Raw genomic sequence first — 23,588 nt, forward strand, 5'->3', positions numbered from 1 at the left:
GCGATAATCGCGGCTTCGTCCCGTCCGGACTCCTGAATCGAATTCTGCCGCCATGACCGACGCCGCTTTCACGCTACGCCCCGCCACCGCCGCCGACTGCGACACGCTGCTGCGCCTGATCGCCGAACTGGCCGAGTACGAGAAGCTGACCCATCTGGTCGAGGCGACGCCGGAGAAGCTGCGCCAGACGCTGTTCGGCGCACGTCCGTCGGCCGAGGCGGTGCTGGCCGAGGTGCCTACCGCCGAAGGCCCGCGCGCAATCGGCTTCGCGCTGTTCTTCCACAACTATTCGACGTTCCTGGCCAAGCCGGGCCTCTACCTCGAGGACCTGTACGTCGAGCCGGCTTGGCGCGGCCACGGCATCGGCAAGGCGTTGCTGGTCCATCTGGCAGGGCTGGCGGTCGAGCGCGGTTGCGGTCGTTTCGAATGGACGGTGCTGGACTGGAACACGCCGTCGATCGACTTCTATCGCGCGATGGGCGCGAGCGTGCTGCCGGACTGGCGCATCTGCCGGGTAACCGGCGAGGCGTTGACCGCGATGGCGGCCAGGCAAGTCTGACCTCAACACCGCAGCGGCGCGCCCAAACAAAAACAGGCGGATGCCCGAGCATCCGCCTGTTTTCTTTCGGCATTCCAGAGCCGAAGGGAGATCAGACCACCACGGTCGGCGCCTGCCCTTCCTCGCGCTCGCGGATCTCGCCGATCTGCCACACCGCCTCGCCGGCCGCCTGCAGATGCCGGATCGCGCGTTCGGCATCTTCCTTGGCAACGATCACCACCATGCCGATGCCGCAGTTGAACACGCGGTGCATCTCGTCGTCGGCGACGCGGCCCTGGGCCTGCAGCCACTGGAACAGCGGCGGCAGCGTCCACGCATCGCGCTGCAGTACCGCGGTGACTTCCTTGGGCAGGACGCGCGGCACGTTTTCGGTCAGGCCGCCGCCGGTGATGTGGGCCATGCCCTTGACCGGCAGCGTCTCGATCAGCGACAGCAGCGGCTTCACGTAGATGCGGGTCGGCGCCATGATGGCGTCCTGCAGGCGCTGGCCGTGGAAATCGGCGTCCAGATCGGGCTTGGCGACCTCGATGATCTTGCGCACCAGCGAGTAGCCGTTCGAATGCGCGCCCGACGAGGCCAGGCCCAGCACGACGTCGCCCGGCACGATGGCGGTGCCGTCAATGATGCGGCTCTTCTCGACCGCGCCGACCGCGAAGCCGGCCAGGTCGTATTCGCCGTCCGGGTACATGCTCGGCATCTCCGCGGTCTCGCCGCCGATCAGCGCGCAGCCGGCCAGCTCGCAGCCATGGGCGATGCCCTGGATCACGGTGGCGGCGGTATCGACATCCAGCTTGCCGCAGGCGAAATAGTCGAGGAAGAACAGCGGCTCGGCGCCCTGTACCAGGATGTCGTTGACACTCATCGCGACCAGGTCCTGGCCCACGGTATCGTGGCGGTTCAGCTGGAAGGCCAGCTTCAGCTTGGTGCCGACGCCGTCCGTGCCCGACACCAGCACCGGCTCCTTGAACTTGCGCGACAGCTCGAACAGCGCCCCGAAGCCCCCGATGCCGGCCATCACGCCCTCGCGCATGGTGCGCTTGGCAAAGGGCTTGATACGGTCGACGAGCGCGTCGCCCGCATCGATGTCAACGCCGGCATCGCGGTACGAAAGGCCTGCCTGGCCGGAAGTGGGGGCTGCGCTCATGGAGTTCTGCGGGTCCTGGAATGATGGAAATGACGACACTCGGGCGAGTCGGATCAAGCGTCGGACCACGCACAAGTGAGGAATGCGGCCCTCGCGGCACCGGTTGGCCGGTCGCGAGTCCAGTAGAATCGCGATTTTAACGGATACAGGGTGTCGGCTTCCAGTTGCATCGGCTCGCGCCATGCAAACCCGCCGCGCCGGGCGACGACGCGCGCTTGCCGCCCGTTCTCGCCCTTCTTTTTTGCTGGTCTCTTTTTGCCGGTCTTTTCCCGACTTTCCCGATGAACGCCCCCCTGCTGTCCCACGAGGCCAAGCGCATTCTGCTCTGGGTCGCGCTCGGCGTCGTGCTGTTCGCCACGCTGCTGGCGCTGGCGCCGGTGCTGTCGCCCTTCCTGTTCGCGTTCATCTTCGCCTATATCCTGAACCCCGGCGTCGATTGGCTGCAGCGGCACAAGGTGCCGCGGATGATCGCCGTCTCGCTGATGATCCTGCTGCTGATCGTCGTCGTGGTGCTGCTGGTGCTGCTGGTCATTGCCGTGCTCCAGCGCGAGATTCCGCAATTGCGCGAGCAGTTGCCCGAGCTGCTGAAGAAGCTCAATTCGGTGGTGGCCCCGCGGCTGTCCGAGCTTGGCGTGCGCGTGCGCTTCGACTTCCCGGGCCTGCGCCGCATGATGTCCGAGCGCTTCGCCGCCAGCCCCGAGGACCTGCTGGCGGTGCTGCTGACCTATGTGCGCGTCTCCGGCACGGCGCTGGTCACCTACGGCGGGCTGGCGCTGCTGGTGCCGATCGTCATGTTCTATCTGCTGATGGACTGGCACATGGTGATGCGCCGGATCGAGGGCCTGGTGCCGCGCCGCTGGGTGCCCAAGGTACGCGAGCTGACGGCCGAAACCGACGCGCTGCTGTCGCAGTATCTGCGCGGGCAGATCCTGGTGATGCTGATCCTGGCCGCGCTGTATTCGATCGGCCTGACCATCGCCGGCTTCGAGATCGCGATCCCGATCGGCGTGTTCACCGGCCTGGCGGTCTTCATCCCCTATATCGGCTTCGGCTTCGGCTTGGCGCTGGCGATCGTCGCGGCGCTGCTGCAGTTCGGCAACTTGTACGGACTGGGCGCGGTCGCGCTGGTCTACGGCATCGGCCAGTTCGTCGAGAGCTTCTATCTGACGCCGAGGCTGGTCGGCGACCGGATCGGCCTGCATCCGCTGGTGGTGATCTTCGCCCTGCTCGCCTTCGGGCAGCTGTTCGGCTTCTTCGGCGTGCTGCTGGCGCTGCCGACCTGCGCGGTCCTGCTGGTTGGCGCCCGCCAGCTGCGGCGGCTGTACGTGACAAGCGACCTCTACCGGAAGTAATCGATACGCCATGTCTCCGCGCCCCAAGCAACTGTCGCTGGAACTCGGCAGCCCGCCGCCGTCGACCTTCGAGAACTTCTTCGTGTCGGCTAACCGCGAGCCGGTGCAACGGCTGCGCGAGCTGCCGGGCGCGGTGTCGCAGGAGCGCGCCACCGACCGGCTGATCTATCTGTGGGGCGAGACGGGCTCGGGCCGCACCCATCTGCTGCACGCGCTGTGCGATGCCGGTGCCCATGCCGGCCTGCGCTGCCGCTATCTGAGCCCGCACCACGCGCTGGCCGATTTCATCTTCGATCCGAGCTGCCAGCTGTACACCGTCGACGATGTCGACCTGCTCGACGAAGCCCGCCAGATCGCGGTGTTTTCGCTGTATAACGAGGTCCGCGCGCACGTGCGCACCGCGCTGGTGGTGGCCGGCAGCCTGGCCCCGGTCAGCATGCCGGTGCGCGAGGACCTGCGCACGCGGCTCGGCTGGGGCCTGGTCTACCAGCTCGCGCCGCTGTCGGACGACGACAAGATGGCGGCACTGGTGCAGGCCGCGCGCGAACGCGGGCTGCAGCTGTCTCCCGAAATCCCGCACTGGCTGGTGACCCGTCACTATCGCGACATGCCCAGCCTGATGGCGCTGCTGGACGCGCTCGACACCTATTCGCTCGAACGCAAGCGGGCAGTGACGCTGCCGCTGTTGCGCGAAATGTTCGCCGAGTTGCGTGAATAGCGCGCGGGCCGGCCAAAAGCCGTCGCCAGGTCTGCACCCGGCCCGCGTCCTGGCACGGTCCCTGCAATTGGCCGCCAGCCGGCCGTCATCCCCTTAAGGTAAAATCGCCGCCCATGAATCTGGCATTGTTCGACCTCGACCACACCCTGATCCCGACCGACAGCGACCACGAATGGGGCCGCTTTCTGGTCCGTCTCGGCGTGGTCGACGAGGAAACCTACCGTCGCAAGAACGACGAGTTCTACGGCCACTACAAGGCCGGCACCCTCGATATCCAGGCCTTCCTGAAGTTCGCGCTGGCCCCGCTGGCGGCCCATCCGCGCGAGCGCCTGAACGCCTGGCGCCAGCAATTCATGCATGAAGTGATCGAGCCGGCCATCACGCCGCAGGCTCGCGCGCTGGTCTACAAGCATCTGGATGCCGGCGACCTGTGTGCCATCGTCACGGCAACCAACAGCTTCGTCACCGCGCCGATCGCCGCCGCCTTCGGCATCAAGCACCTGATCGCCACCGAACCGGCCACCGCCGACGGCCTGGCCGAGAGCGCCTACACCGGCGAAGTGTTCGGCATCCCAAGCTTTCGCGAAGGCAAGATCGCCCGCGTGGAGGCCTGGCTGAAGGAACAGGGCGCGCGCTGGCAGGACTTCGCCACCACCACCTTCTACAGCGATTCGATGAACGACCTGCCGCTGCTGGCCAAGGTCACCGAGCCGATCGCCACCAACCCGGACGAGCGCCTCCGCCATCATGCCGCCGCGGCCGGCTGGCGCATCATGGACCTGTTCTGACGTGATCAAGAAGCTAATCAACCGGCTGCTGGGCAAGCCCGGGCCCAAGCAGCGCCGCCTCGGCCGCGCCCACACGCCGCGCATCATCACCGCCGACGAGCACCAGATCGATCCGGCGCTGCTGTCGCGCAACGCGGTCAAGGTCACCAGCACGCTGCAGCAGGCCGGCTACCAGGCCTTCATCGTCGGCGGCGCGGTGCGCGACCTGCTGCTCGGCATCAAGCCCAAGGACTTCGACGTGGCGACCAACGCCACGCCCGAGCAGGTGCAGGCGCTGTTCCGCCGCTCGCGCATCATCGGCCGGCGCTTCCAGATCGTGCACGTGACCTTCTACGGCGGGCGCGAGCAGGAAATCATCGAGGTGTCGACCTTCCGTGCGCTGGTCGACGCGGTGGCCAGCGAAACGCTGCCCGAAGGCCGCCGCCTCAAGCGCGCCGAACTGGACAACAAGACCCACGCGATCGACGCCTCCGGCCGGGTGCTGCGCGACAACGTCTGGGGCTCGCAGGCGGAGGACGCCGAACGGCGCGACTTCACCATCAACGCGATGTACTACGACCCGGCCGAGCAGACGGTGCACGACTACCACCACGGCATGGAAGACATGCGGGCGCGCACGCTGCGGATGATCGGCGACCCGGTCACCCGCTACCGCGAGGACCCGGTGCGGATGCTGCGCGTGGTACGGTTCGCCGCCAAGACCGGCTTCGACATCGACGAGGCCACGCGCCAGCCGATCGCCGATCTGGCCTCGCTGATCCACAACGTGCCGAGCGCGCGCCTGTTCGACGAGATGCTCAAGCTGCTGATGTCCGGCCACGCCTGGGCCTCGCTGCAGGAGCTGCGCAAGGCCGGCCTGCACAAGGGCCTGCTGCCGCTGCTCGACGTCGCGATCGAACAGCCGCTGGGCCAGCGCTTCGTGCAACTGGCACTGGACAATACCGACCGCCGGGTGCAGACCGGCAAGCCCGTTTCGCCGGGCTTCCTGTTCGCCGCGCTGCTGTGGCACCACGTGCTGCAGCGCTGGAAGTCGCTGCGCGAGGCCGGCGAGCATCCGATCGCGGCGCTCAATGCGGCAATGGACGACGTGCTCGAGCGCCAGACCGGCCAGCTGGCGATCCAGCGCCGCTTCGTCACCGACATGCGGGACATCTGGGGCATGCAGCCGCGCTTCGAGAAGCGCGTGGGCCGCATGCCGTTCCGGCTGCTGGAGTCGCCGCGCTTTCGGGCCGGCTTCGACTTCCTGCAGCTGCGCTGCGAGGCCGGCGAAATGCCGGCCGAACTGGCGAGCTGGTGGCAGGACTTCCAGAACGCCGATTCCGAAGGCCGCGAGAATCTGATCGAGGCGGCACGCGCCTCCGGCACGGCCGGCAGCGAAGGTCCCGCGCGCAAGAAGCGCCGTCGGCGGCCGGCACGGAAATCGGATAAAGTTTCCCCCCGGGATGAGATGGACGCGCCAGCCGACCAGCAAGGCGGCAGGCGCGGCCAGCCGGAGGAAACCGAATGACACTGGCCTTCATCGGCATCGGCGCCAACCTGGGCGACGCAAAACAAGCCGTCAAGGACGCCATCGTCTGCCTGGCGCAGCAGGTCGGCATCCGCATCGTGGCGCGATCCTCGCTGTACCGCAGCGCGCCGGTCGATGCCGGCGGCGACGATTACTACAACGCGGTGGTCAAGCTGGAGACCAGCTTCACCGCCGCCCAGCTGCTGGTCATCTGCCACCATATCGAGGACCAGTTCGGCCGCGAGCGGCCCTTCCGCAATGCACCGCGCACGCTGGACCTGGACCTGCTGGTGTTCGGCGACGAAATGCATGATGGCGCGCAGCTGACCGTGCCGCATCCGCGCGTGGCGGCGCGCGCGTTCACGCTGGTGCCGCTGCTCGAACTCGAACCCGACCTGGTGATTCCGGGCCTGGGCCGCGCCGCCGACCATCTGCCCGCGGTCGCGGGCCAGCGCATCGACAAGGTCTCCTTCTGCCAATGTACGCGCCAAGCGGAATCTCTCCGTTCCTCCTGACCACGGGCCTGCTGACGCTGTCCAATGTGTTCATGACCTTCGCGTGGTACGGCCACCTGAAGGATTTGAGCAGCCGCCCCTGGTATATCGCGGCCATCGTCAGCTGGGGTATCGCGCTGTTCGAATACATGCTGCAGGTGCCGGCCAACCGGATCGGCTTCCAGCATGGCATCTCGCTGGCGCAACTGAAGATCCTGCAGGAAGCGATCACGCTGACGGTGTTCGTGCCGTTCTCGCTGCTGTACATGCAGCAAAGCTTCAAGTGGGACTACGTGTGGGCGGCGCTGTGCATGGTCGGTGCCGTCTATTTCATCTTCCGCAGCTGAACGCGCCGCCCGTCGCGGGCGCCGGCAAGCGGACCTCCGAGGCACATCGATGAGCTATCTCCTGGAACCCTCCCGCAAGTCCATCACCATCCCCAAGCTGCAGGCGATGCGCGCCGCCGGCGAAAAGATCGTGATGCTGACCGCCTACGACTCGAGCTTCGCCGCGCTGCTCGACCACTGCGGCGTCGAGGTGATCCTGATCGGCGATTCGCTGGGCAACGTGATGCAGGGCCAGCAGACGACGCTGCCCGTCACGCTCGAACAGATGGGGTACCACACCGAATGCGTGGCGCGCGGCAACCAGACCGCGCTGGTGGTCAGCGACCTGCCGTTCGGCACCTACGGCACGCCCGAGCAGGCCTTCGCCAGCGCCGCGACGCTGATGCGCGCCGGCGCGCAGATGGTCAAGCTCGAAGGCGGCGAGTGGCTGGCGCCGACCGTGCGCTTCCTGGTCGAGCGCAGCATTCCGGTGTGCGCGCATATCGGGCTGACCCCGCAGTCCGTCCATGCCTTCGGCGGCTTCAAGGTACAGGGCAAGACCGACGCCAGCGCGGCCCAGCTGCGCCGCGACGCCGAGGCCTTGCAGAGCGCGGGGGCCCAGCTGATCGTGATGGAGGCGGTGCCGGCCGCGCTGGCCGCCACCGTGACCAGCCAGCTCGAGATTCCGACCATCGGCATCGGCGCCGGCGCGGACTGCTCGGGCCAGGTGCTGGTGCTGCAGGACATGCTGAACATCTATCCGGGCCGCAAGGCCAAGTTCGTGCGCAACTTCATGGAAGGCCAGACCTCGATCGAGGGCGCCATCCGCGCCTATATCGCCGCGGTCAAGGACGGCAGCTTCCCCGCGCCCGAACACACCTTCACGGCCTGACGGCGCCCGATGGAGATCGGCGCGGCCACCGCGACCGCCTTTGCCCTGCTGGCCGGCGGCGATCCCGCGCTGTGGGAGATCGTCTGGACATCGCTGAAGATCGCCCTCGCCGGGCTGGCGATCGCCACCGTGCCCGCGGTCGGCGCCGCTTACCTGATCGCCACCCATGACTTCCCCGGCCGGCGGCTGGTGGTGGTACTGGCGCAGGCCTTCCTGTCGTTTCCGACCGTGCTGGTTGGCTTGATCCTCTATCTGCTGCTGACGCGCCAGGGGCCGCTGGGCAGCCTCGGGCTGCTGTTCACGCCGACCGGCATGGTGATCGGCCAGGCGGTGATCGGCTTTCCGGTGGTGCTGGCGTTCGCGCTGTCGACACTGCAGGGCGCCGACGCGCGGCTGCGCGAAACCGCCTGGGTGCTGGGCGCGGGCGCCTGGCGTACCTTCTTTACGGTGCTGCGCGAGCTGCGCTTCGGCCTGATGGCGGCCGTGGTCGCCGGCTTCGGCCGCGTGATCGCCGAGGTCGGCTCGGCGCTGATGATCGGTGGCAATATCGAAGGCTCGACCCGCACCATCACCACCGCGATCGCGCTGGAAACCAGCAAGGGGGAGTTCGCCCAAGGCATCGCGCTGGGCATCGTGCTGGTGGCGCTGGCCCTGCTGGTCAACGTGCTGCTGGCGTGGCTGCAGGGCGCCGGAGGATTTCGCCGATGAACGCACCGGAACCGGAGTTGAACCGCCCCGCCGCCGACGCGCTGGCGCCGCCGCTGCTGGTGGTGCGCGGGCTGCGCCGCCGCATCGGGGCTCGGGCCCTGTTCGATATCGACGCGCTGGCCTTTCCGCGCGCCACCGCGGTGGTGCTGACAGGCGTCAACGGTGCGGGCAAGACCACGCTGCTGCGGATGATCGCCGGCCTCGAACGGGCGCCGGGCGCCACCGTCGACTGGACCGGCGCGGACGGCAAGCCGTGCAGCGCCGCGCTGGACCCGCTGCCGCCGGCGCTGCGCCAGCGCATCGCCTACATGCATCAGCATCCGTACCTGTTCCGCACTTCGGTGCGCGAGAACATCGCCTATGGGCTGCATGCGCGCGGACTGCCGGCCGACGAAGTCGCCCGGCGTGTCGGCGCCGCCCTCGGCTGGGCCGGCATCACGCATGTCCAGGACACCGCGCCCGACCGCCTGTCCGGCGGCGAGATCCAGCGCGTCGCGCTGGCCCGCGCCAAGGTGCTGGAGCCCGACCTGCTGCTGCTCGACGAGCCGACCTCCAACCTGGATGGCCACGCGCGCGAGCAGGTGATCGCGCTGGTGCGCGAACTCGCCGCCGAGGGCCGCACCGTGGTGATGATCTGCCACGACCGCGACCTGATCAATCTGCCCGGCGTGGTGCGCTGGAAGCTGACCGACGGGCGGCTGGACACGCACCATCGCTAGCGCTGGTTCACGGCAAGCTTGGCGGCCAGCACGCCGCGCAGCGCATTGGCGACCGCCAGCGCATCGGCCCGAAGCAACATCTCGCGCGTAATAGGGCTCTCCGTCACCGGGCCGCCCAGATGGGCCTCGCCATCGCGCAACACCGCATCCCGCATCACGCCCGGCAGGATGTCCGCCGCCAGCGGCGGCGTCAGCCAGCGGCCGTCGACGCGAACGAAGACCGAGCTGCGCCCCCCTTCCAGCAGTTCGCCGCGCGTGTTGAAGAACAGGGCGTCGAAAGCGCCGGCGCGCTCGGCCTCGCGCCAACCGGCATCGAACGTTTCGCGCGCGCTGGTCTTGTGCCGGCGCAAGGAATCGGCGACCGGCAAGACGGCGGCGGCGACGATCAGGCCGACCGGCCCTGGCTGCAGCGGGTCCAGCGCGCCGCTTGTCAATTGCAACGCTCCGGCCTTGTCCAGCGTGACTCGCAGACGTGCGGGGCCTTGTCCCGAGGACGCCAGCTCCCGCGCAATCGCATCGCGCGCCTTCTCCTCGTCGAAGCGAAAACCGAAACACGCCGCCGAGGCGCCCAGCCGGGCCAGATGCGCATCGAGGCGCAGGCAACGGCCCTGCTCGACCCGCATCGTCTCGATCAGCGTGAAGCCGGGATCGTGTCCCGTCAGAAAGCGCGCCTTCCAGCCGCATTCCGCGTACTCGTCCGCGGCAACGCTGTCGTGCACGATGCCGCTGCCGACGCCCATTTCGCCGGCGCGCAAGCCATCGTCGCGGCGCGGACCGAGCACCAGCGTGCGGATCGCCACGGACAACGCCGCCCGTCCCAGCGTCTCGCCCGGCTCCGGCGCATCGACCCAGCCGATCGACCCGGTATAGAGTCCGCGCGGCGCACGCTCCAGCTCGGCGATGATCTCCATGGTCCGGCGCTTCGGCGCACCGGTGATCGAGCCGCACGGAAACAGCGCAGCGAGCAGACCGGCAAGCGTGGTCCCGGCGCGCGCGCTGGCCGTGACAGTCGAGGTCATCTGCAGCACCTGCCCGAATGGCTGCACGGCAAAGCGCTCTGGCACCCGCACCGTACCCGGCTGCGCGACCCGGCCGAGGTCGTTGCGCAGCAGATCCACGATCATCACGTTTTCGGCCCGGTTCTTGGCGTCGGCCGCCAGCGCAGCGGCGGCTTGCGCATCGCGCTCCGGCTCGCCGCTGAGCAACGCGGTGCCCTTCATCGGCCGGGTCACCAGCTGGCCGCCGCCATCGTGGCGGAAGAACAGCTCAGGCGATAGCGACAACACCCACCGATCGCCAGGCAGCCGGGCCAGCGCGCCATATGGCACAGGCTGCGCGCGGCGCAGATCCCGATAGAAGGCGATCGGATCGCCAAACGCTTCGAAGCGCAGACGCTGCGTGAAGTTGACCTGATAGGTGTGCCCGGCCTCGATCCATTCGTGGATGCGCGCGATGGCCGCGTGGAAGCTCGCTTCGTCGGTGTCCGATCGGACTTGCATCGCGCCAGCGGGCGTACTGGCGTCGGATTGGGCTTCCAGCCAGCATTGAACGGTCGCCGCATCGCACACCGTTTTCGAGGCAAACCACAGCACGCGCATGGCGCCGTCGGCGAACGGATTGTCGACATTGGGCTGTGCGAGCGTCGGCACTCGGACCAGCGGCGCACCGAATTCATACGGGGCGAACAGGCAGGCATGCCAGCCGGCTTTCCACCCCTCTCCGAGTCTTGTCTCGAGTTCTTCCAATTCACCCGCCGGCACGACGTCCGTCCGCATGTGGTCGGCGTAGAGCCGGCACATCGCCGCCGCCTCGCTGGCGTCGTCGAGCAGTACGAATGGGGCGCCTTCGTCGATCCGAGGTAAGGCGGACGACGCGGAAGAGCCTGGGCAAGGAGACAACGGGGACATCGGGCAGCAAGGGACAAGAGAGCGCCACGGGCATGGCGGCGGGGGCGGGCCTGAGGGAGAGCCGACATTATCGCCCGCGGCCAGAGCTTCGCGCCAATTCCTCGAGAATGGCATCGCTCGACACCGCCGTGCGCTTGCTCCCAGGCGGCAGTTCTCCTCGTCGTCCGGCAAAAACAAGTCTCCGCCGTTTTTTATAGCGACCTCCGCGCAATGCGCGGATCGTTGCCGCCATGCCGTCCGCAGTGATGGCGCAAAAAACGGGACCGTCACCCCGTGCATGTCGCACGGGACTGAAACCGATACGGGGGAGAGATGGGAGACAGCACCTCATTCATCCAGTGTGCGCGCCTTGAGGACCTGGCCACCATCCCAAGGTCGAAGAAGGAACGGATACTCCGGGTTCCCGAAGGCGATATCGGCTGCCTCAATGTACGCGTCGAGGGTCACGAATACCTGGTAATCAGGACTCATCAGTTCGGCATTCAGGTCTGCCGTCTCGATATCGAAGACCTGACGCCCGCGGCGCGATTGATTCAGGCCATCAAGGAGTTTTTCACTCACCGCGTTGCGGATTTTTTTCAGCTCCGCGGCGTAGGGAGCCGGTCCTACCGGATCGGCAAGACGGTGGAAAGCTGGTTGCGGTTTCCGGATGGGCAGGAGAATGCGAAAGGACCGCCAAGGATACTGACGCCAACGGTCAGTATCCAAACGCCGGGGAAAAGGACAACGGAGGCTCAGTCAGACTACGTCGCTGACCATTTGGGAAACCATGGTACGCGGCCAGCCGCCCAGATCCAGATTTCGCCGGTGTGCAAACCCTTGAGCGACAGGGACTACGCGTGGCGAAACGGTTTGCTGCATCAACTTTTTGGACCGGTGACCGCGTCGCAGGCTGCAGATGCGCCCGAAATGGACGAGGAGGCCTGCAAGAGGGAACTTGCAGCAGCATTCGATCTCGCCGGCGAGGACGCGTCACGTGCATTCGCCAGACTGTATGACATGCTGCACGGTCTCGTCGCCGAGGGCTTCGGGGGTGCTATCGAAACCGGATCAAACCCACCGATCGTCACTCTCGCAAAGCTCCTTCTACTGGGCAGCGCCATCTCTACCGAAGTCTCGGCGGAACTGGAACCGCTGAAACGCTCACCGCAAAAGGCGGCCGAACTCCTCCGCATGCTTCGCAGCCCGTGGCACCAATTGAGCAATGACAATGAGGCGGTGATTGCATGTTGGCAGGTTGCCCGGCATCTTTCGCGATGCGAGCTTGGCTTCCAGATGCTCTGCGACCTGATTCCCCCGCCCGCGGGCCTGGCCGAGCCGGTTGCGAAGCAGTGGCGTGCCGCGTTGCGGATCTATCTTCAATCGTGCGATTACCTCATTGCCCGCGCCGATGCCGTCCGCCGGGAATATGAAAGCCGTGGGGCGGCACGCGGCGACAGCAATGTCGCGAGAGAGATTGCCGCCCTGCAAGCCTGGATCGGACATCCAATTGGCGCCGCGGAATTTGCCGCGGCAATGCTCGCCGATAAAAACCACCCACCGGAAAACCGGCTTGCGTATCGCGCGTTGCTTGGCGCCGTCAAGCTGATGCAGTTTCGAGCGGTGGCCGATCCGGGGTGGCTGAAAGCTCAGCGACAAGCGCTGGAGCGAGAAGACAGCGCGCCATCCGTTACCGCGCCGCTATCCAAAGATGAAGTCGCGGCGCTCGCCTTGTGGCGTAACGGCTTCCGGGACGATCTGGACAACGGCTTGCTCGCTCAGTTCCAGCAGCTGCTCAACAAGCTGGTACTGGAATGGCTGCCGCGCAGGCACGTGGACCTGCAGACTGGCGTCGAGAGTGAACTGATGCCCGACGATTCGCCTGTTGCCTTGGCGCTGGCTGATCCCATGACGCAGGCTGTGACCCGTAGAACTGTGGTTCAACAGAGCGAGGATCACCAGACGGCAATGGGTCGTATGACACGGTTGCTGGTATTGCAATTGAAGGTGGTCGCCGGGACTCCGTTGCTTCGGCATGAGGCACTGTTGCGGGATGTGCTGGATTCCCGAGATGCACTGCGGAAGCTCGGGTTGCCGGCAGAAACCACAGCCCGATTAGACCGAGAGTTCGAAGATATTTTGACGAGACTCGACAACGTGACGCGTGCGATCGAGCTCGAAAGTGCATTTCAGTGCTACTCCGAACACGATCTTGAACTGGCTTATCACCGGCTCGACATTAAAGGCAGTACCAGAGCGTCCATAAATGGACTAAGGATGCATCTGACAGCGATACAAGCGCAGTATCAGAACGCCGGATTGGCTTTGCACCCCGATTCCCCCGCCGATGAGGTTGCGCCCAACATTACGACCACGCCACGAACTGCCTGCATTGTCCGATCCAGTCTTCTAACGCGATGGCTCGGCTCCACCGAGTTCGGCATGCGTCTTCACGCGTATACCGTTACAGACGCATTCAAGAAAGCAGTAATCAGCGACTTGATGGATCTACCGGGCAATCTTCCGCACCTACAGGAAATCGAAGCGGAAGTGAACCGCATCACACGGATCGATCTCGACGCAATTGACCAGTGGGCTGTTGAGGCCTCCATGCTCGCTCGCACGGCCTCCACTCAGCAAACGGTTCGGCTGAAGCCCGAAGCATCCACGGACGCTCCTGAGATAGGCCGCCGCTTCAAACAGTATCGGCAGATCGTCGCGATGCTGCGAGCCGGCCGCGACAAAGCTGATGCCGGGATGATCCTCCCCGAAGCGCCGCGGACAAGGGAAGACTTCCGGCAGATCGCAAGTCATCGAATCGACACCAATCTCGGTAACGGCGCCAAGGGTAGCGTTTCGAGCGCCTCCGGTGTAGGGGCCAGCGTCAGCATCGGCGCCGGCACCGCTGCGATATTGGCAGGCCCGGCCCCTACGATAAGCGTGTCATTCTCGCATGCAAGTACGACGGCCCGTACGGGAACCTTCGGCATCTTGAGCAGTTCTGTCGGTGGACAGACGATTACCGCGAGCGAGACGAGGGGAGATACCGGCCAGGTCGGGGCCGGTATCTCCGTTTCCGCAACGACCGCTTTGGATGTTGGCGTGGACGTCAGTTACGTCGATCGAGATGGTACCGAGACGGGCATCGCCATACGTGCCCCGGCGATCCGCGGTTCAAGGGATTGGGTAAAGGCGGGGCAGAACGCCGTCAATGTGGTGTTCGGCAAGAAACTGGCAAGCAAGTTCGAGAAGGATCTCGCCGCACAGCCACATCAGGCTAAACGTGACCGAGCGCTTCTGGAGCTGTGCAACCAATGCTTTCAGCCCCTACTGACTGGCGAACTCGCCCTGAACGTTTTTGAAAATAAGACTTCGACAGAAGCCGTTAACGCCGGCGTTTCGGTCGGCGTCAGTGCCAAGATCCACGAAGGCGTTCTTCATGGCTCTGTCAATGCACGCCTTGGCAAGGAGACCGATCTGCTGATCAAGCAGAGACGCATCGACCGAACAGGATCCACGCGGGTCGCGGTTCATGGCATTGGAGCCGGCTCCCGATACAACGCAGCGGTGCGGGTGCTCGCTACCCTGCTGCCCATGCAGTTCACGAGCCATCTCAAGAGCGGACTGCCATCGGGCGAGCTGTTGGGCGCGCAAGTCGCCTTCAGGGAGCGGGGCCTTCAACATTTTATTCGGCGCGAAACGAGAGACGGCATCACGCAGCCTTCGTTCGCCTGGGACATCGTTTTCCGGAATGTCGACGACCTGATCGCCCACTTGAACACACCCGAGGTACACAAGCAATGGAGCGCTTGCAACGAATCGTTGACGCCTGAAGTAGCGAAGCTGGACCACAACAGGTGCCTGCAGTACACGCTTTTGCATGCCCGGGATTCAAGGCAGACCTTCATGGTTCGGCGAAATCTGGTGGACGACAAACTCGCCGAACTCAACACGTGGATAGCGTTGGCGGAAGGACTAAACGGTGCATGCTCACCGTTTGGCGATTTGACTAGCCGCTATGGTATGCCACAGCGCTGCATGGCGCTGCTGATCACCGACGAGCACTACAAGCTTGCTGGATTCGGCGCCTACACGGGAGACTATCGGGAAGAAGAAATCGGCATCCACAGTGACGTGATGCTTACCGAGACCAGAACAGTATCTGTGTCGACGGAATTGCTTTGGTTCAACGCTCGAATCTCTTCGCGAGCACCGAAATCTCTGGAGGAGACAGACGCACCGGGATCTGAAGAGGCAAGCCCCTAATTGCTCGGGTAGCCGCGACAAAATCAGTCCGTGCGTCATATTCCCCGATTTGCGCAACCGGTTCCGTTCCCAGAGCAGCACAAGTCGGCTCCCCAATCCAATCCCAGGAGTTACACCATGCTCCACGCCTCCACTAGCCGCTCACCATTCAACACGCTAAACCCTCTGGATCACGCGCGTCGTGCATCAGCATTCATTGCGCGCGCTTGCATCGATTCATTCCCCTCAGACGAGAAGCGCTTGGACCAATTCGCTATCGCGCTCAGCGCCTCCTCCGCAAATGGTGTTGCGAACGCTTGCAACCCACAAAATCCAGTGCCTCTGGATAAGAGCGACATGCTGAAGACGCTAAAAGCGCGGAATTTGACAGTTCACGGCGCCCACGTACGACTTCTTGGGATTCCGGCCATCTTGCTCGTAGCCTCCGCGTACGCTGCCGACAAGATAACGCGCAAGGTTTTTTTGACACCCTCGACCTGTTTGTCCAACACGTTCGACGAGACTCTGACCATCCCGATGGGATCAAGGCACATCACCTCACACGGCTGGGAATCTCGGCAGCCGATGCTCGGAAGTTGCCACTGCACGATTCGCGGCACGACATCGTGCTAGTGGCGTGCCTTTTGAACGGCGTAATCGACATGGAGGATTTTGAACTGCTATACGGTCCCGGCCCGAAGGGGCGATTTCTGCAACGCCACTTCCCTGGCGCCCCAGTACTGCCTCCGGCTCCGCCCCAAGCCGATCGCTTCTACTGCCGTCCTTACAACGTGCTAATGAGGGATACAAGCTACAGCCGAGAAAAGTTGAAGCACTCAATCTCGCTGATCTGTGCTGACCTGGAGCAAGGTCCCGACTCATACATCTCGACAAATCACTACAAACTTCGCCTGCTAGCCGCGGAAATGAAGGGCGTTCCGCTCAGCTTCCTCGGCCCATTCGACAACGAGGCATCGATGAATCAAGCCTTCGCCAACACCTTCCATGTCGTGCACCCCGACTACGAACCCAATGAAACCTGGCGCCAGGATGTCAAAACCTTCCACTTCGTAGAGCCGAAGCGGATCGACTGGATACCGCCGCAGCCGAAGAAATCGGAAACGGGCACCCATCGGTCCAAGCCGAATCGCACTTGCGCCGAGCTCCTATGCAACGTCGTATGACTGCCCAGCACAGGTAGCTAGAACATAACGATTCACGTACAAAAAAAAGGTTCATCGAGGAATACCGGGGAAGGCAGCGCGGATTTTGAGGAAGAAGTACTCCTCATCGCGATAGCCGTAAGCGCGCCGCTTGATGACCTTGATGGTGTTATTGATGCCTTCGACGACGCTGGTGTTCAGCGGGTGCCGGCACCGGGCCACAATGCCGTGCCAGTAGCCGCTCAAGCGATGGGCGAACTGCTGTAACGGACCAATACCGCTTTGCTGCGCTTGCTCAAACCAGTTGTGCCATGCCCGCTGCGCCCATCCCGGGCGGCGGTAGAACCACAGCCGCTTGAGTTCGTCGCGCAGGATGTAGACCGTCATCAACGGTCGGTTCGCAGCCAACACCTCGTTCAGATGAATGGCCTGACCCTCGCTCAGATTGGCCCGATTGCGCAGCAGGAGCCAACGCGTCGACTTCAGAACGCGTCGCGCCTGCCTGTCGTGGCGTAGCCGATTGGCTTGATCGACCCGAACCCGATCAATGACCTCGCGTCCATATTTGGCCACGATATGGAACAAGTCATAGACGACTTCGGCCTGCGGGCAATGCTCGCGGATCTCGAGTTCATATGCCGTCGTCATGTCGATGGCAACCGCTTCAATCCGCTCTGCCGCGCCCGCTGGCAGTTGCTCGAAGAAGGCGCGCGCCGTCTCGCGTGAACGGCCCTTGCCAATCCACAGCACCTGCCGGCCGATCGGGTCCACGACGACCGTGGCGTAGCGGTGGCCCTTATGCAGCGCAAATTCGTCCATCGCCAGATAGCGGATGTTGGCCCAGTCCGGCTCCGTCACCGCCTCGCGCAAGCGCGCCTTGTCGATGGACTTGATCGTGTGCCACCCAAGCTCATAGAACGCGGCGACAGCGCGCACCGAGCAGTCGCGCAACAGTCGACCACAAGCCTCGGCCAGGCGCGCTGTCACGCGCTGATAGCGCCCGAGCCAATCCAGCCGCTCCAGCCGCGGGCCGCCACATTGATCACACCAGACACGCCGGCGCGGCACGTGTAGAACGACGCGATAGTCGAAAATCGGCAGGTCTCGTACCCGCCGAACGGTGGTCTCGTGTACCTGCTTGCAGCGCGCGCCGCATTCCTGGCAGTGCATGACCTTGCTGGTCGGCTTCAGATAAAGCGATAGCGTCCGACTGTCGCCTTCGGGCCAGACTACCCGCTCAAGACGGTATCCGGTCCAGCAACCCAGCGCCTGCAACGTCTTCCGATCCAGCATTCCCGCTCCTGACCCCTGAAATAACAGGCATCAAGCATACGAAAAACCGGAACCCTTCACGGAATTCTGCGAAGAACCAAAAAAAAGCCGCGCCCAACAAAGGGCGCGGCTGACTTTTTTGGCGCTCCCCGCCGACCGCAGGGAAGCAAGCCTCAACTAAAAAAGCTCTTCACCTTATCCAGCCAGGACTGCTCCTGTGGACTGTGCCGCGAGCCGCCTTCGTGGACCGAGCGGTCGAACTGGCGCAGCAGCTCCTTCTGGGCTTCGGTCAGCTTGACCGGCGTCTCGACGTTGACGTGCACGTAGAGGTCGCCCGGCGTGCCGGAGCGGACGCCCTTGATGCCCTTGCCGCGCAGGCGGAAGGTGCGGCCGGTCTGGGTGCCTTCGGGGACCGGGAAGCTGGCCTTGCCGTTCAGCGTCGGCACTTCGAGGTCGCCGCCCAGCGCGGCGGTGGCGTACGAGATCGGCATCTGGCAATGCAGATCGTCGCCGTCGCGCTCGAACACCGGGTGCGGCTCGATATGGACCTCGACATAGAGGTCGCCCGGAGGCCCGCCGTTGATGCCGGGTTCGCCGTTGCCGGTCGAGCGGATCCGCATGCCTTCGTCGATGCCGGCCGGGATCTTGACCTCGAGGGTCTTCTGCGTCTTGATCTTGCCCTGGCCGTGGCATTTGACGCACGGCTTGGGGATGTACTTGCCGGTGCCGTGGCACTTCGGGCAAGTCTGCTGCATCGTGAAGAAGCCCTGCGACACGCGGACCTGGCCGATGCCTTTACAAGTGGGGCAGGTCTCGACGTGCGAGCCCGGCTCGGCGCCGTTGCCGTGGCAGTGATCGCAGTCGTCCCAGTGCGGTACGCGGATCTGCGCCTCGTGGCCGTGCGCGGCCTGCTCGAGCGTGATCTCCATGCTGTAGCGCAGGTCGGCGCCGCGATAGACCTGCGGACCGCCGCGTTGCCGGCCGCCGGCTGCCTGGCCAAAGATGTCGCCGAAGATATCGCCGAAGGCCTCGGCGAAGCCGCCGTAGCCTTGGGCACCGCCGAAGCCGCCCGCCATGTTCGGGTCCACGCCCGCGTGGCCGTACTGGTCGTAGGCCGCCTTCTTTTCGGGGTCGGAGAGCATCTCGTAGGCCTCCTTGGCCTCCTTGAATTTCTCCTCCGCATCCTTGCTGTCCGGATTGCGGTCCGGGTGGTACTTCATCGCGAGCTTGCGATACGCCTTCTTGATGTCGTCGTCGCTCGCGTTCTTGCCCACCCCGAGCACTTCGTAGTAGTCACGTTTTGCCATGGTGGCTCAAACCCTGATTGGCCGATCCGCGCGCACATGCGCGCCGGTCGACGAATAGCAAAAAGCCGAGCGGGGAAATCCGACGGCGCCGGCCCGCAGGTCCGCGCTTGGTCCGATATCCGCCGCCCGGCGTCGGGACAGGCATGGCGCCGGCGCAAGGCCCGCGCCATCCCATGTCCGTCGCATTACTTCTTGTCGTTGACTTCCTTGAACTCGGCATCCACGACGTTGTCGTCCTGCGGCTGCGCTTCGTGCGCACCGCCAGCCGCGCCAGCGCCGGCAGCAGCACCGGCGGCGCCGGATTCGCCCGCCTTGGCCTGCATGTCGGCGTAGACCTTCTCGCCCAGCTTCTGGCTGACCTCGGACAGCGCCGCGACCTTGGCGTCGATCTCGGTCTTGTCGCCGCCGCGTGCGGCGTCTTCCAGTTCCTTGATCGCAGCCTCGATCTTTTCCTTCTCGCCCGACTCCAGCTTGTCGCCGTACTCGGTCAGCGCCTTGCGGGTCGAGTGCACCAGCGCGTCGGCCTGGTTGCGCGCGTCGGCCAGTTCGCGGGCCTTGCGGTCTTCCTCGGCGTTGGCCTCGGCGTCCTTGACCATGCGCTGGATCTCTTCTTCCGACAGACCCGAGTTCGCCTTGATCGTGATCCGGTTTTCCTTGCCGGTCGCCTTGTCCTTGGCGCCGACGTGCAGGATGCCGTTGGCGTCGATGTCAAACGACACCTCGATCTGCGGCATGCCGCGCGGCGCCGGAGCGATGCCTTCCAGGTTGAACTCGCCCAGCAGCTTGTTGCCGCTGGCCATCTCGCGCTCACCCTGGTAGACCTTGATCGTCACCGCCGGCTGGTTGTCGTCGGCCGTCGAGAACACCTGAGCATGCTTGGTCGGGATCGTGGTGTTCTTGCTGATCATCTTGGTCATCACGCCGCCCAGCGTCTCGATGCCCAGCGACAGCGGGGTCACGTCGAGCAGCAGCACGTCCTTGCGATCGCCGGACAGCACCGAGCCCTGGATCGCCGCGCCGACGGCAACGGCTTCATCCGGGTTCACGTCCTTGCGGGCGTCGCGGCCGAAGAACTCGCGCACCTGCTCCTGCACCTTCGGCATGCGCGTCATGCCGCCGACCAGGATCACGTCGTCGATGTCGCTGACCTTGACGCCCGCGTCCTTGATCGCGATGCGGCACGGTTCGATGGTGCGGGTGATCAGCTCCTCGACCAGCGCTTCGAACTTGGCGCGGGTGATCTTCAGGTTCAAGTGCTTCGGACCGGAAGCATCGGCCGTGATGTACGGCAGATTGATTTCGGTCTGCTGCGAGCTCGACAGTTCGATCTTGGCCTTTTCTGCGGCTTCCTTCAGGCGCTGCAGCGCGAGCACGTCCTTGGACAGGTCGACGCCCTGCTCCTTCTTGAACTCGCCGATGATGTAGTCGATCAGGCGCTGGTCGAAGTCTTCGCCACCGAGGAAGGTGTCGCCGTTGGTCGACAGCACTTCGAACTGCTTTTCGCCGTCGACGTCTGCGATCTCGATGATCGAGATGTCGAAGGTACCGCCGCCGAGGTCATACACCGCGATCTTGCGGTCGCCCTTCTCGTTCTTGTCCATGCCGAAGGCCAGCGCGGCCGCGGTCGGCTCGTTGATGATGCGCTTGACCTCCAGGCCGGCGATGCGGCCCGCGTCCTTGGTGGCCTGGCGCTGGGCGTCGTTGAAGTACGCCGGCACGGTGATGACCGCTTCGGTCACCGGCTCGCCGAGGTAGTCCTCGGCGGTCTTCTTCATCTTGCGCAGCACTTCGGCCGAGACTTGCGGCGGGGCCAGCTTCTGATCGCGCACCGATACCCAGGCGTCGCCGTTGTCGGCCTTGACGATCGAGTACGGCATCAGGCCGATGTCCTTCTGGACTTCCTTCTCTTCGAACTTGCGGCCGATCAGCCGTTTGACGGCGTACAGGGTGTTGCGGGGATTGGTCACTGCCTGGCGCTTGGCGGGGGCGCCGACCAGGATCTCGCCGTCTTCCATGTAGGCGATGACCGAGGGGGTGGTACGCGCCCCTTCCGAGTTCTCGATCACCTTGGGCGTGTTGCCCTCCATGATCGCGACGCAGCTGTTGGTGGTACCGAGGTCGATACCGATGATCTTACCCATTTATTCTCTCCTCTTGAGCCATCGCTATCCGCGCGGCCTCAACTCAACCTGAGGCCGAAGTGTGGCCGGCCGGCACCTTTTCAAGGGCGGAACCAGCAAATCCGAGTAAATTTCTTGGTTTTTAGGGCGCCGCGCTGGGGGCTTCCGGGACGCCGTCGGGGGCGAGAATCCGCCCGAATCGTCACTTATGTCAAATCAATTCTTGCGGCCGCGTTGCCATTGCACGTCGGTCTGCCCGCCGGCCCGGTTGGCGACGCGGGCCAGCACGAACAGCAGGTCCGACAACCGGTTCAGGTACTGGCGCGGCGCCTCGTTGACCGCTTCGACAGCGCCCAGCGCGACCAGCGCCCGTTCGGCGCGCCGGCAGACGGTGCGGCAGACATGGGCCAGCGCCGCCGCGCGGGTGCCGCCGGGCAGGATGAATTCGGCCAGCCGCGGCAGATCGGCGTTGTAGTGGGCCAGCCAGTCGTCGAGCTGGGCGACCTGCTCCGGCTTGACCAGGGTGTAGCCGGGAATCGACAGCTCTCCGCCCAGATCGAACAGGTCGTGCTGGATATGGAGCAGCGCGGCGCGGATGTCGTCGGGCAGCGCCTCGGTCAGCAGCACCCCGAGCTGTGCGTTCAGTTCGTCCACCTCGCCGATCGCGGCGATGCGCAGGCTGTCCTTGCCGGTACGGCTGCCGTCGCCCAATCCGGTGGTGCCCGCATCGCCGGTGCGGGTGGCGATCCGGCTCAATCGATTGCCCATGGAAGTTCTCCCTGTCGAAGCCGCATTATGGCGCGGCATGCACGCGGCGTAGAATAACGGGGTCCGCAACACCCGGCCGCCCCCACGCGGCCGCATCCAGACAAGGGCAGCGGCTCGGCGGTCGCCCAGAATGACGACCATTGATGGCCACCGCGGCCAGCCAGGGCAAGCCAGCCCGCCCAGCCTCGCCGGAGACCAGCATGAACCATCCCACGCCCCACGCCGCCCTGACCCGCCGTCCGTTGCCGCCGGAAGTGGCCGACGCCCTGCAGGCGCGCTTCGGCGAGCGCTTCACCACCTCGGCCGGCGTGCGCGATCACCACGGCCGCGACGAATCGCCGTTTCCGCCGGCCCCGCCCGATGCCGTGGTGTTCGCCCACAGCACCGAGGAAGTCGCCGAGGTCGCCCGGCTATGCAACGCCCATGGCGTGCCGCTGATTCCCTACGGCGCCGGCTCGTCGCTGGAGGGGCATCTGCTGGCCGTGGCCGGCGGCATCAGCCTGGACCTGTCGCAGATGAACCAGGTGCTGGCGGTGCAGCCGGAAGACCTGACCGTTACCGTTCAGCCGGGCGTCACCCGCAAGCAGCTGAACCAGGAGATCAAGGACACGGGCCTGTTCTTTCCGATCGACCCGGGCGCCGACGCCTCGCTGGGCGGCATGTGCGCGACGCGGGCGTCGGGCACCAACGCCGTGCGCTACGGCACCATGCGCGAGAACGTGCTGGCGCTGACCGTGGTCACCGCCGACGGCCGCGTGATCAAGACCGGCACCCATGCCCGCAAGTCCTCGGCCGGCTACGACCTGACCCGTCTGTTCGTCGGCAGCGAAGGCACGCTGGGCATCATCACCGAAATCACGGTGCGGCTGTATCCGCAGCCCGAGGCGATCTCGGCCGCGGTCTGCGCCTTTCCCGACATGGGCAGCGCGGTGCGGGCCGTGATCGACACGATCCAGCTCGGCGTGCCGGTGGCGCGGGTCGAGTTCGTCGACGCGCTGGCGATCCGCGCGATCAACCGCCACGACCGCCTGACGCTGCCGGAAAGCCCGCACCTGTTCTTCGAATTTCACGGCACCGAGGCCGGCGTGCGCGAGCAGGCCGAGACCGTGCAGCAGATCACCGCCGAGCATGGCGGCCAGGGCTTCGAATGGGCGACCCGGCCGGAGGACCGCAGCCGGCTATGGAACGCCCGCCATACCGCTTATTTTGCGATGCTGCAGCTCAAGCCCGGTTGCCGCGCGGTGACCACCGACGTCTGCGTGCCGATCTCGCGTCTGGCCGACTGCGTGGTCGAAACCGAGCGCGACCTGATCGCTTCCGGGCTGCCCTGCCCCATCGTCGGCCACGTTGGCGACGGCAATTTCCACGTGGCGATCCTGACCGATCCGAACAAGCCCGAGGAGCTGGAACAGGCCGAGGCCCTGAACGCGGCGATCGTCGCGCGCGCGCTGGCGATGGGCGGTACCTGCACCGGCGAGCACGGCGTGGGACTGCACAAGATGGATTTCCTGGTCAGCGAGCATGGCGAGGACGCGCTCGACCTGATGCGCGCGATCAAGCGCGTGCTGGACCCGAACGGCATCCTGAACCCGGGCAAGATCTTCCGCCCGAGCCGCTGAG

General features: G+C 65.2%; 19 protein-coding genes. 13 read left to right on the forward strand and 6 right to left on the reverse strand.

Annotated elements, in window-relative coordinates:
• Positions 1-52 precede the first annotated feature (52 nt).
• On the forward strand, positions 53-559 hold the full coding sequence (locus FOB47_RS22055) for a GNAT family N-acetyltransferase (RefSeq protein WP_174782130.1): 507 nt from the start codon (positions 53-55) through the stop codon (positions 557-559).
• A gap of 91 nt (positions 560-650) precedes the next feature.
• On the opposite strand, the gene purM is transcribed toward FOB47_RS22055, so the two are convergent.
• Complete coding sequence (gene purM, locus FOB47_RS22060; RefSeq protein WP_053822463.1) at positions 651-1,703, reverse strand: phosphoribosylformylglycinamidine cyclo-ligase; 1,053 nt, start codon at positions 1,701-1,703, stop codon at positions 651-653.
• A 281-nt stretch (positions 1,704-1,984) separates the two neighbouring features.
• On the opposite strand from purM, the gene FOB47_RS22065 reads away from it, so the two are divergent.
• The 9 genes from FOB47_RS22065 (at position 1,985) to FOB47_RS22105 (ending at position 9,207) form a co-directional block, all read left to right on the forward strand.
• Complete coding sequence (locus tag FOB47_RS22065; protein WP_053822464.1) at positions 1,985-3,055, forward strand: AI-2E family transporter; 1,071 nt, start codon at positions 1,985-1,987, stop codon at positions 3,053-3,055.
• A 10-nt stretch (positions 3,056-3,065) separates the two neighbouring features.
• Positions 3,066-3,773: a DnaA regulatory inactivator Hda gene (gene hda / locus FOB47_RS22070; protein ID WP_174782131.1), complete on the forward strand. Its 708-nt coding sequence runs from the start codon at positions 3,066-3,068 to the stop codon at positions 3,771-3,773.
• 113 nt (positions 3,774-3,886) lie between these two features.
• Positions 3,887-4,561 (forward strand): histidinol-phosphatase, encoded by a 675-nt coding sequence (locus FOB47_RS22075; protein WP_006578919.1) that lies wholly within the window; start codon positions 3,887-3,889, stop codon positions 4,559-4,561.
• A 1-nt stretch (position 4,562) separates the two neighbouring features.
• Positions 4,563-6,068 (forward strand): polynucleotide adenylyltransferase PcnB, encoded by a 1,506-nt coding sequence (gene pcnB / locus FOB47_RS22080; RefSeq protein ID WP_053822466.1) that lies wholly within the window; start codon positions 4,563-4,565, stop codon positions 6,066-6,068.
• Positions 6,065-6,583: a 2-amino-4-hydroxy-6-hydroxymethyldihydropteridine diphosphokinase gene (gene folK, locus FOB47_RS22085; protein WP_006578921.1), complete on the forward strand. Its 519-nt coding sequence runs from the start codon at positions 6,065-6,067 to the stop codon at positions 6,581-6,583. The genes pcnB and folK overlap by 4 nt, the downstream gene beginning before the upstream one ends.
• Entirely contained in the window at positions 6,547-6,909 is a 363-nt protein-coding gene (locus FOB47_RS22090) for a DMT family protein (protein WP_006578922.1), read from the forward strand. The genes folK and FOB47_RS22090 overlap by 37 nt, the downstream gene beginning before the upstream one ends.
• A 49-nt stretch (positions 6,910-6,958) precedes the next feature.
• On the forward strand, positions 6,959-7,780 hold the full coding sequence (gene panB, locus FOB47_RS22095) for a 3-methyl-2-oxobutanoate hydroxymethyltransferase (RefSeq protein ID WP_174782132.1): 822 nt from the start codon (positions 6,959-6,961) through the stop codon (positions 7,778-7,780).
• Positions 7,781-7,789: 9 nt separating this feature from the next.
• Positions 7,790-8,488, forward strand: a complete 699-nt coding sequence (locus FOB47_RS22100) for an ABC transporter permease (protein ID WP_023263954.1) — start codon at positions 7,790-7,792, stop codon at positions 8,486-8,488.
• Positions 8,485-9,207 carry an ATP-binding cassette domain-containing protein gene (locus FOB47_RS22105; RefSeq protein WP_053822469.1) on the forward strand — a complete coding sequence of 241 codons (723 nt, stop codon included), beginning with the start codon at positions 8,485-8,487 and terminating at the stop codon, positions 9,205-9,207. The genes FOB47_RS22100 and FOB47_RS22105 overlap by 4 nt, the downstream gene beginning before the upstream one ends.
• Here the strand turns inward: FOB47_RS22105 and FOB47_RS22110 are convergent.
• Entirely contained in the window at positions 9,204-11,114 is a 1,911-nt protein-coding gene (locus FOB47_RS22110) for a chorismate-binding protein (protein ID WP_174782133.1), read from the reverse strand. The two genes, FOB47_RS22105 and FOB47_RS22110, sit on opposite strands and share 4 nt — an antisense overlap.
• 312 nt (positions 11,115-11,426) lie before the next feature.
• On the opposite strand from FOB47_RS22110, the gene FOB47_RS22115 reads away from it, so the two are divergent.
• Both FOB47_RS22115 and FOB47_RS22120 read left to right on the forward strand, forming a co-directional pair.
• Complete coding sequence (locus tag FOB47_RS22115; RefSeq protein ID WP_174782134.1) at positions 11,427-15,359, forward strand: hypothetical protein; 3,933 nt, start codon at positions 11,427-11,429, stop codon at positions 15,357-15,359.
• Between the two features lie 806 nt (positions 15,360-16,165).
• The gene (locus tag FOB47_RS22120) at positions 16,166-16,522 is read left to right on the forward strand and encodes a hypothetical protein (RefSeq protein WP_174782135.1); all 357 of its coding nucleotides are present in this window, start codon (positions 16,166-16,168) and stop codon (positions 16,520-16,522) included.
• Between the two features lie 51 nt (positions 16,523-16,573).
• On the opposite strand, the gene FOB47_RS22125 is transcribed toward FOB47_RS22120, so the two are convergent.
• The 4 genes from FOB47_RS22125 to FOB47_RS22140 form a co-directional block, all read right to left on the reverse strand.
• A complete protein-coding gene (locus FOB47_RS22125) occupies positions 16,574-17,794 on the reverse strand; it encodes an ISL3 family transposase (protein ID WP_174779953.1) in 1,221 nt (406 codons plus the stop codon).
• 152 nt (positions 17,795-17,946) lie between these two features.
• The gene (gene dnaJ, locus FOB47_RS22130) at positions 17,947-19,080 is read right to left on the reverse strand and encodes a molecular chaperone DnaJ (RefSeq protein ID WP_174782136.1); all 1,134 of its coding nucleotides are present in this window, start codon (positions 19,078-19,080) and stop codon (positions 17,947-17,949) included.
• A gap of 185 nt (positions 19,081-19,265) precedes the next feature.
• Positions 19,266-21,221: a molecular chaperone DnaK gene (gene dnaK, locus FOB47_RS22135; RefSeq protein ID WP_174782137.1), complete on the reverse strand. Its 1,956-nt coding sequence runs from the start codon at positions 21,219-21,221 to the stop codon at positions 19,266-19,268.
• Between the two features lie 195 nt (positions 21,222-21,416).
• A complete protein-coding gene (locus tag FOB47_RS22140) occupies positions 21,417-21,968 on the reverse strand; it encodes a cob(I)yrinic acid a,c-diamide adenosyltransferase (RefSeq protein ID WP_053822473.1) in 552 nt (183 codons plus the stop codon).
• 200 nt (positions 21,969-22,168) lie between these two features.
• On the opposite strand from FOB47_RS22140, the gene FOB47_RS22145 reads away from it, so the two are divergent.
• Positions 22,169-23,587: an FAD-binding oxidoreductase gene (locus FOB47_RS22145; RefSeq protein WP_174782138.1), complete on the forward strand. Its 1,419-nt coding sequence runs from the start codon at positions 22,169-22,171 to the stop codon at positions 23,585-23,587.
• Position 23,588 lies beyond the last annotated feature (1 nt).

The sequence above is a fragment of the Cupriavidus gilardii genome, assembly GCF_013347325.1.
GTDB classification, from domain to species: Bacteria; Pseudomonadota; Gammaproteobacteria; order Burkholderiales; family Burkholderiaceae; genus Cupriavidus; species Cupriavidus gilardii.

What these genes read in the sequence shown, in the direction of transcription:
- dnaK (WP_174782137.1), bottom strand. Translation starts at nt 21,221, where the DNA reads ATGGGTAAGATCATCGGTATCGACCTCGGTACCACCAACAGCTGCGTC.
- dnaJ (WP_174782136.1), bottom strand. Translation starts at nt 19,080, where the DNA reads ATGGCAAAACGTGACTACTACGAAGTGCTCGGGGTGGGCAAGAACGCG.
- FOB47_RS22125 (WP_174779953.1), bottom strand. Translation starts at nt 17,794, where the DNA reads ATGCTGGATCGGAAGACGTTGCAGGCGCTGGGTTGCTGGACCGGATAC.
- FOB47_RS22145 (WP_174782138.1), top strand. Translation starts at nt 22,169, where the DNA reads ATGAACCATCCCACGCCCCACGCCGCCCTGACCCGCCGTCCGTTGCCG.
- FOB47_RS22140 (WP_053822473.1), bottom strand. Translation starts at nt 21,968, where the DNA reads ATGGGCAATCGATTGAGCCGGATCGCCACCCGCACCGGCGATGCGGGC.
- panB (WP_174782132.1), top strand. Translation starts at nt 6,959, where the DNA reads ATGAGCTATCTCCTGGAACCCTCCCGCAAGTCCATCACCATCCCCAAG.
- FOB47_RS22105 (WP_053822469.1), top strand. Translation starts at nt 8,485, where the DNA reads ATGAACGCACCGGAACCGGAGTTGAACCGCCCCGCCGCCGACGCGCTG.
- FOB47_RS22065 (WP_053822464.1), top strand. Translation starts at nt 1,985, where the DNA reads ATGAACGCCCCCCTGCTGTCCCACGAGGCCAAGCGCATTCTGCTCTGG.
- FOB47_RS22090 (WP_006578922.1), top strand. Translation starts at nt 6,547, where the DNA reads ATGTACGCGCCAAGCGGAATCTCTCCGTTCCTCCTGACCACGGGCCTG.
- purM (WP_053822463.1), bottom strand. Translation starts at nt 1,703, where the DNA reads ATGAGCGCAGCCCCCACTTCCGGCCAGGCAGGCCTTTCGTACCGCGAT.
- FOB47_RS22115 (WP_174782134.1), top strand. Translation starts at nt 11,427, where the DNA reads ATGGGAGACAGCACCTCATTCATCCAGTGTGCGCGCCTTGAGGACCTG.
- FOB47_RS22100 (WP_023263954.1), top strand. Translation starts at nt 7,790, where the DNA reads ATGGAGATCGGCGCGGCCACCGCGACCGCCTTTGCCCTGCTGGCCGGC.
- FOB47_RS22075 (WP_006578919.1), top strand. Translation starts at nt 3,887, where the DNA reads ATGAATCTGGCATTGTTCGACCTCGACCACACCCTGATCCCGACCGAC.
- folK (WP_006578921.1), top strand. Translation starts at nt 6,065, where the DNA reads ATGACACTGGCCTTCATCGGCATCGGCGCCAACCTGGGCGACGCAAAA.
- FOB47_RS22110 (WP_174782133.1), bottom strand. Translation starts at nt 11,114, where the DNA reads ATGTCCCCGTTGTCTCCTTGCCCAGGCTCTTCCGCGTCGTCCGCCTTA.
- FOB47_RS22055 (WP_174782130.1), top strand. Translation starts at nt 53, where the DNA reads ATGACCGACGCCGCTTTCACGCTACGCCCCGCCACCGCCGCCGACTGC.
- hda (WP_174782131.1), top strand. Translation starts at nt 3,066, where the DNA reads ATGTCTCCGCGCCCCAAGCAACTGTCGCTGGAACTCGGCAGCCCGCCG.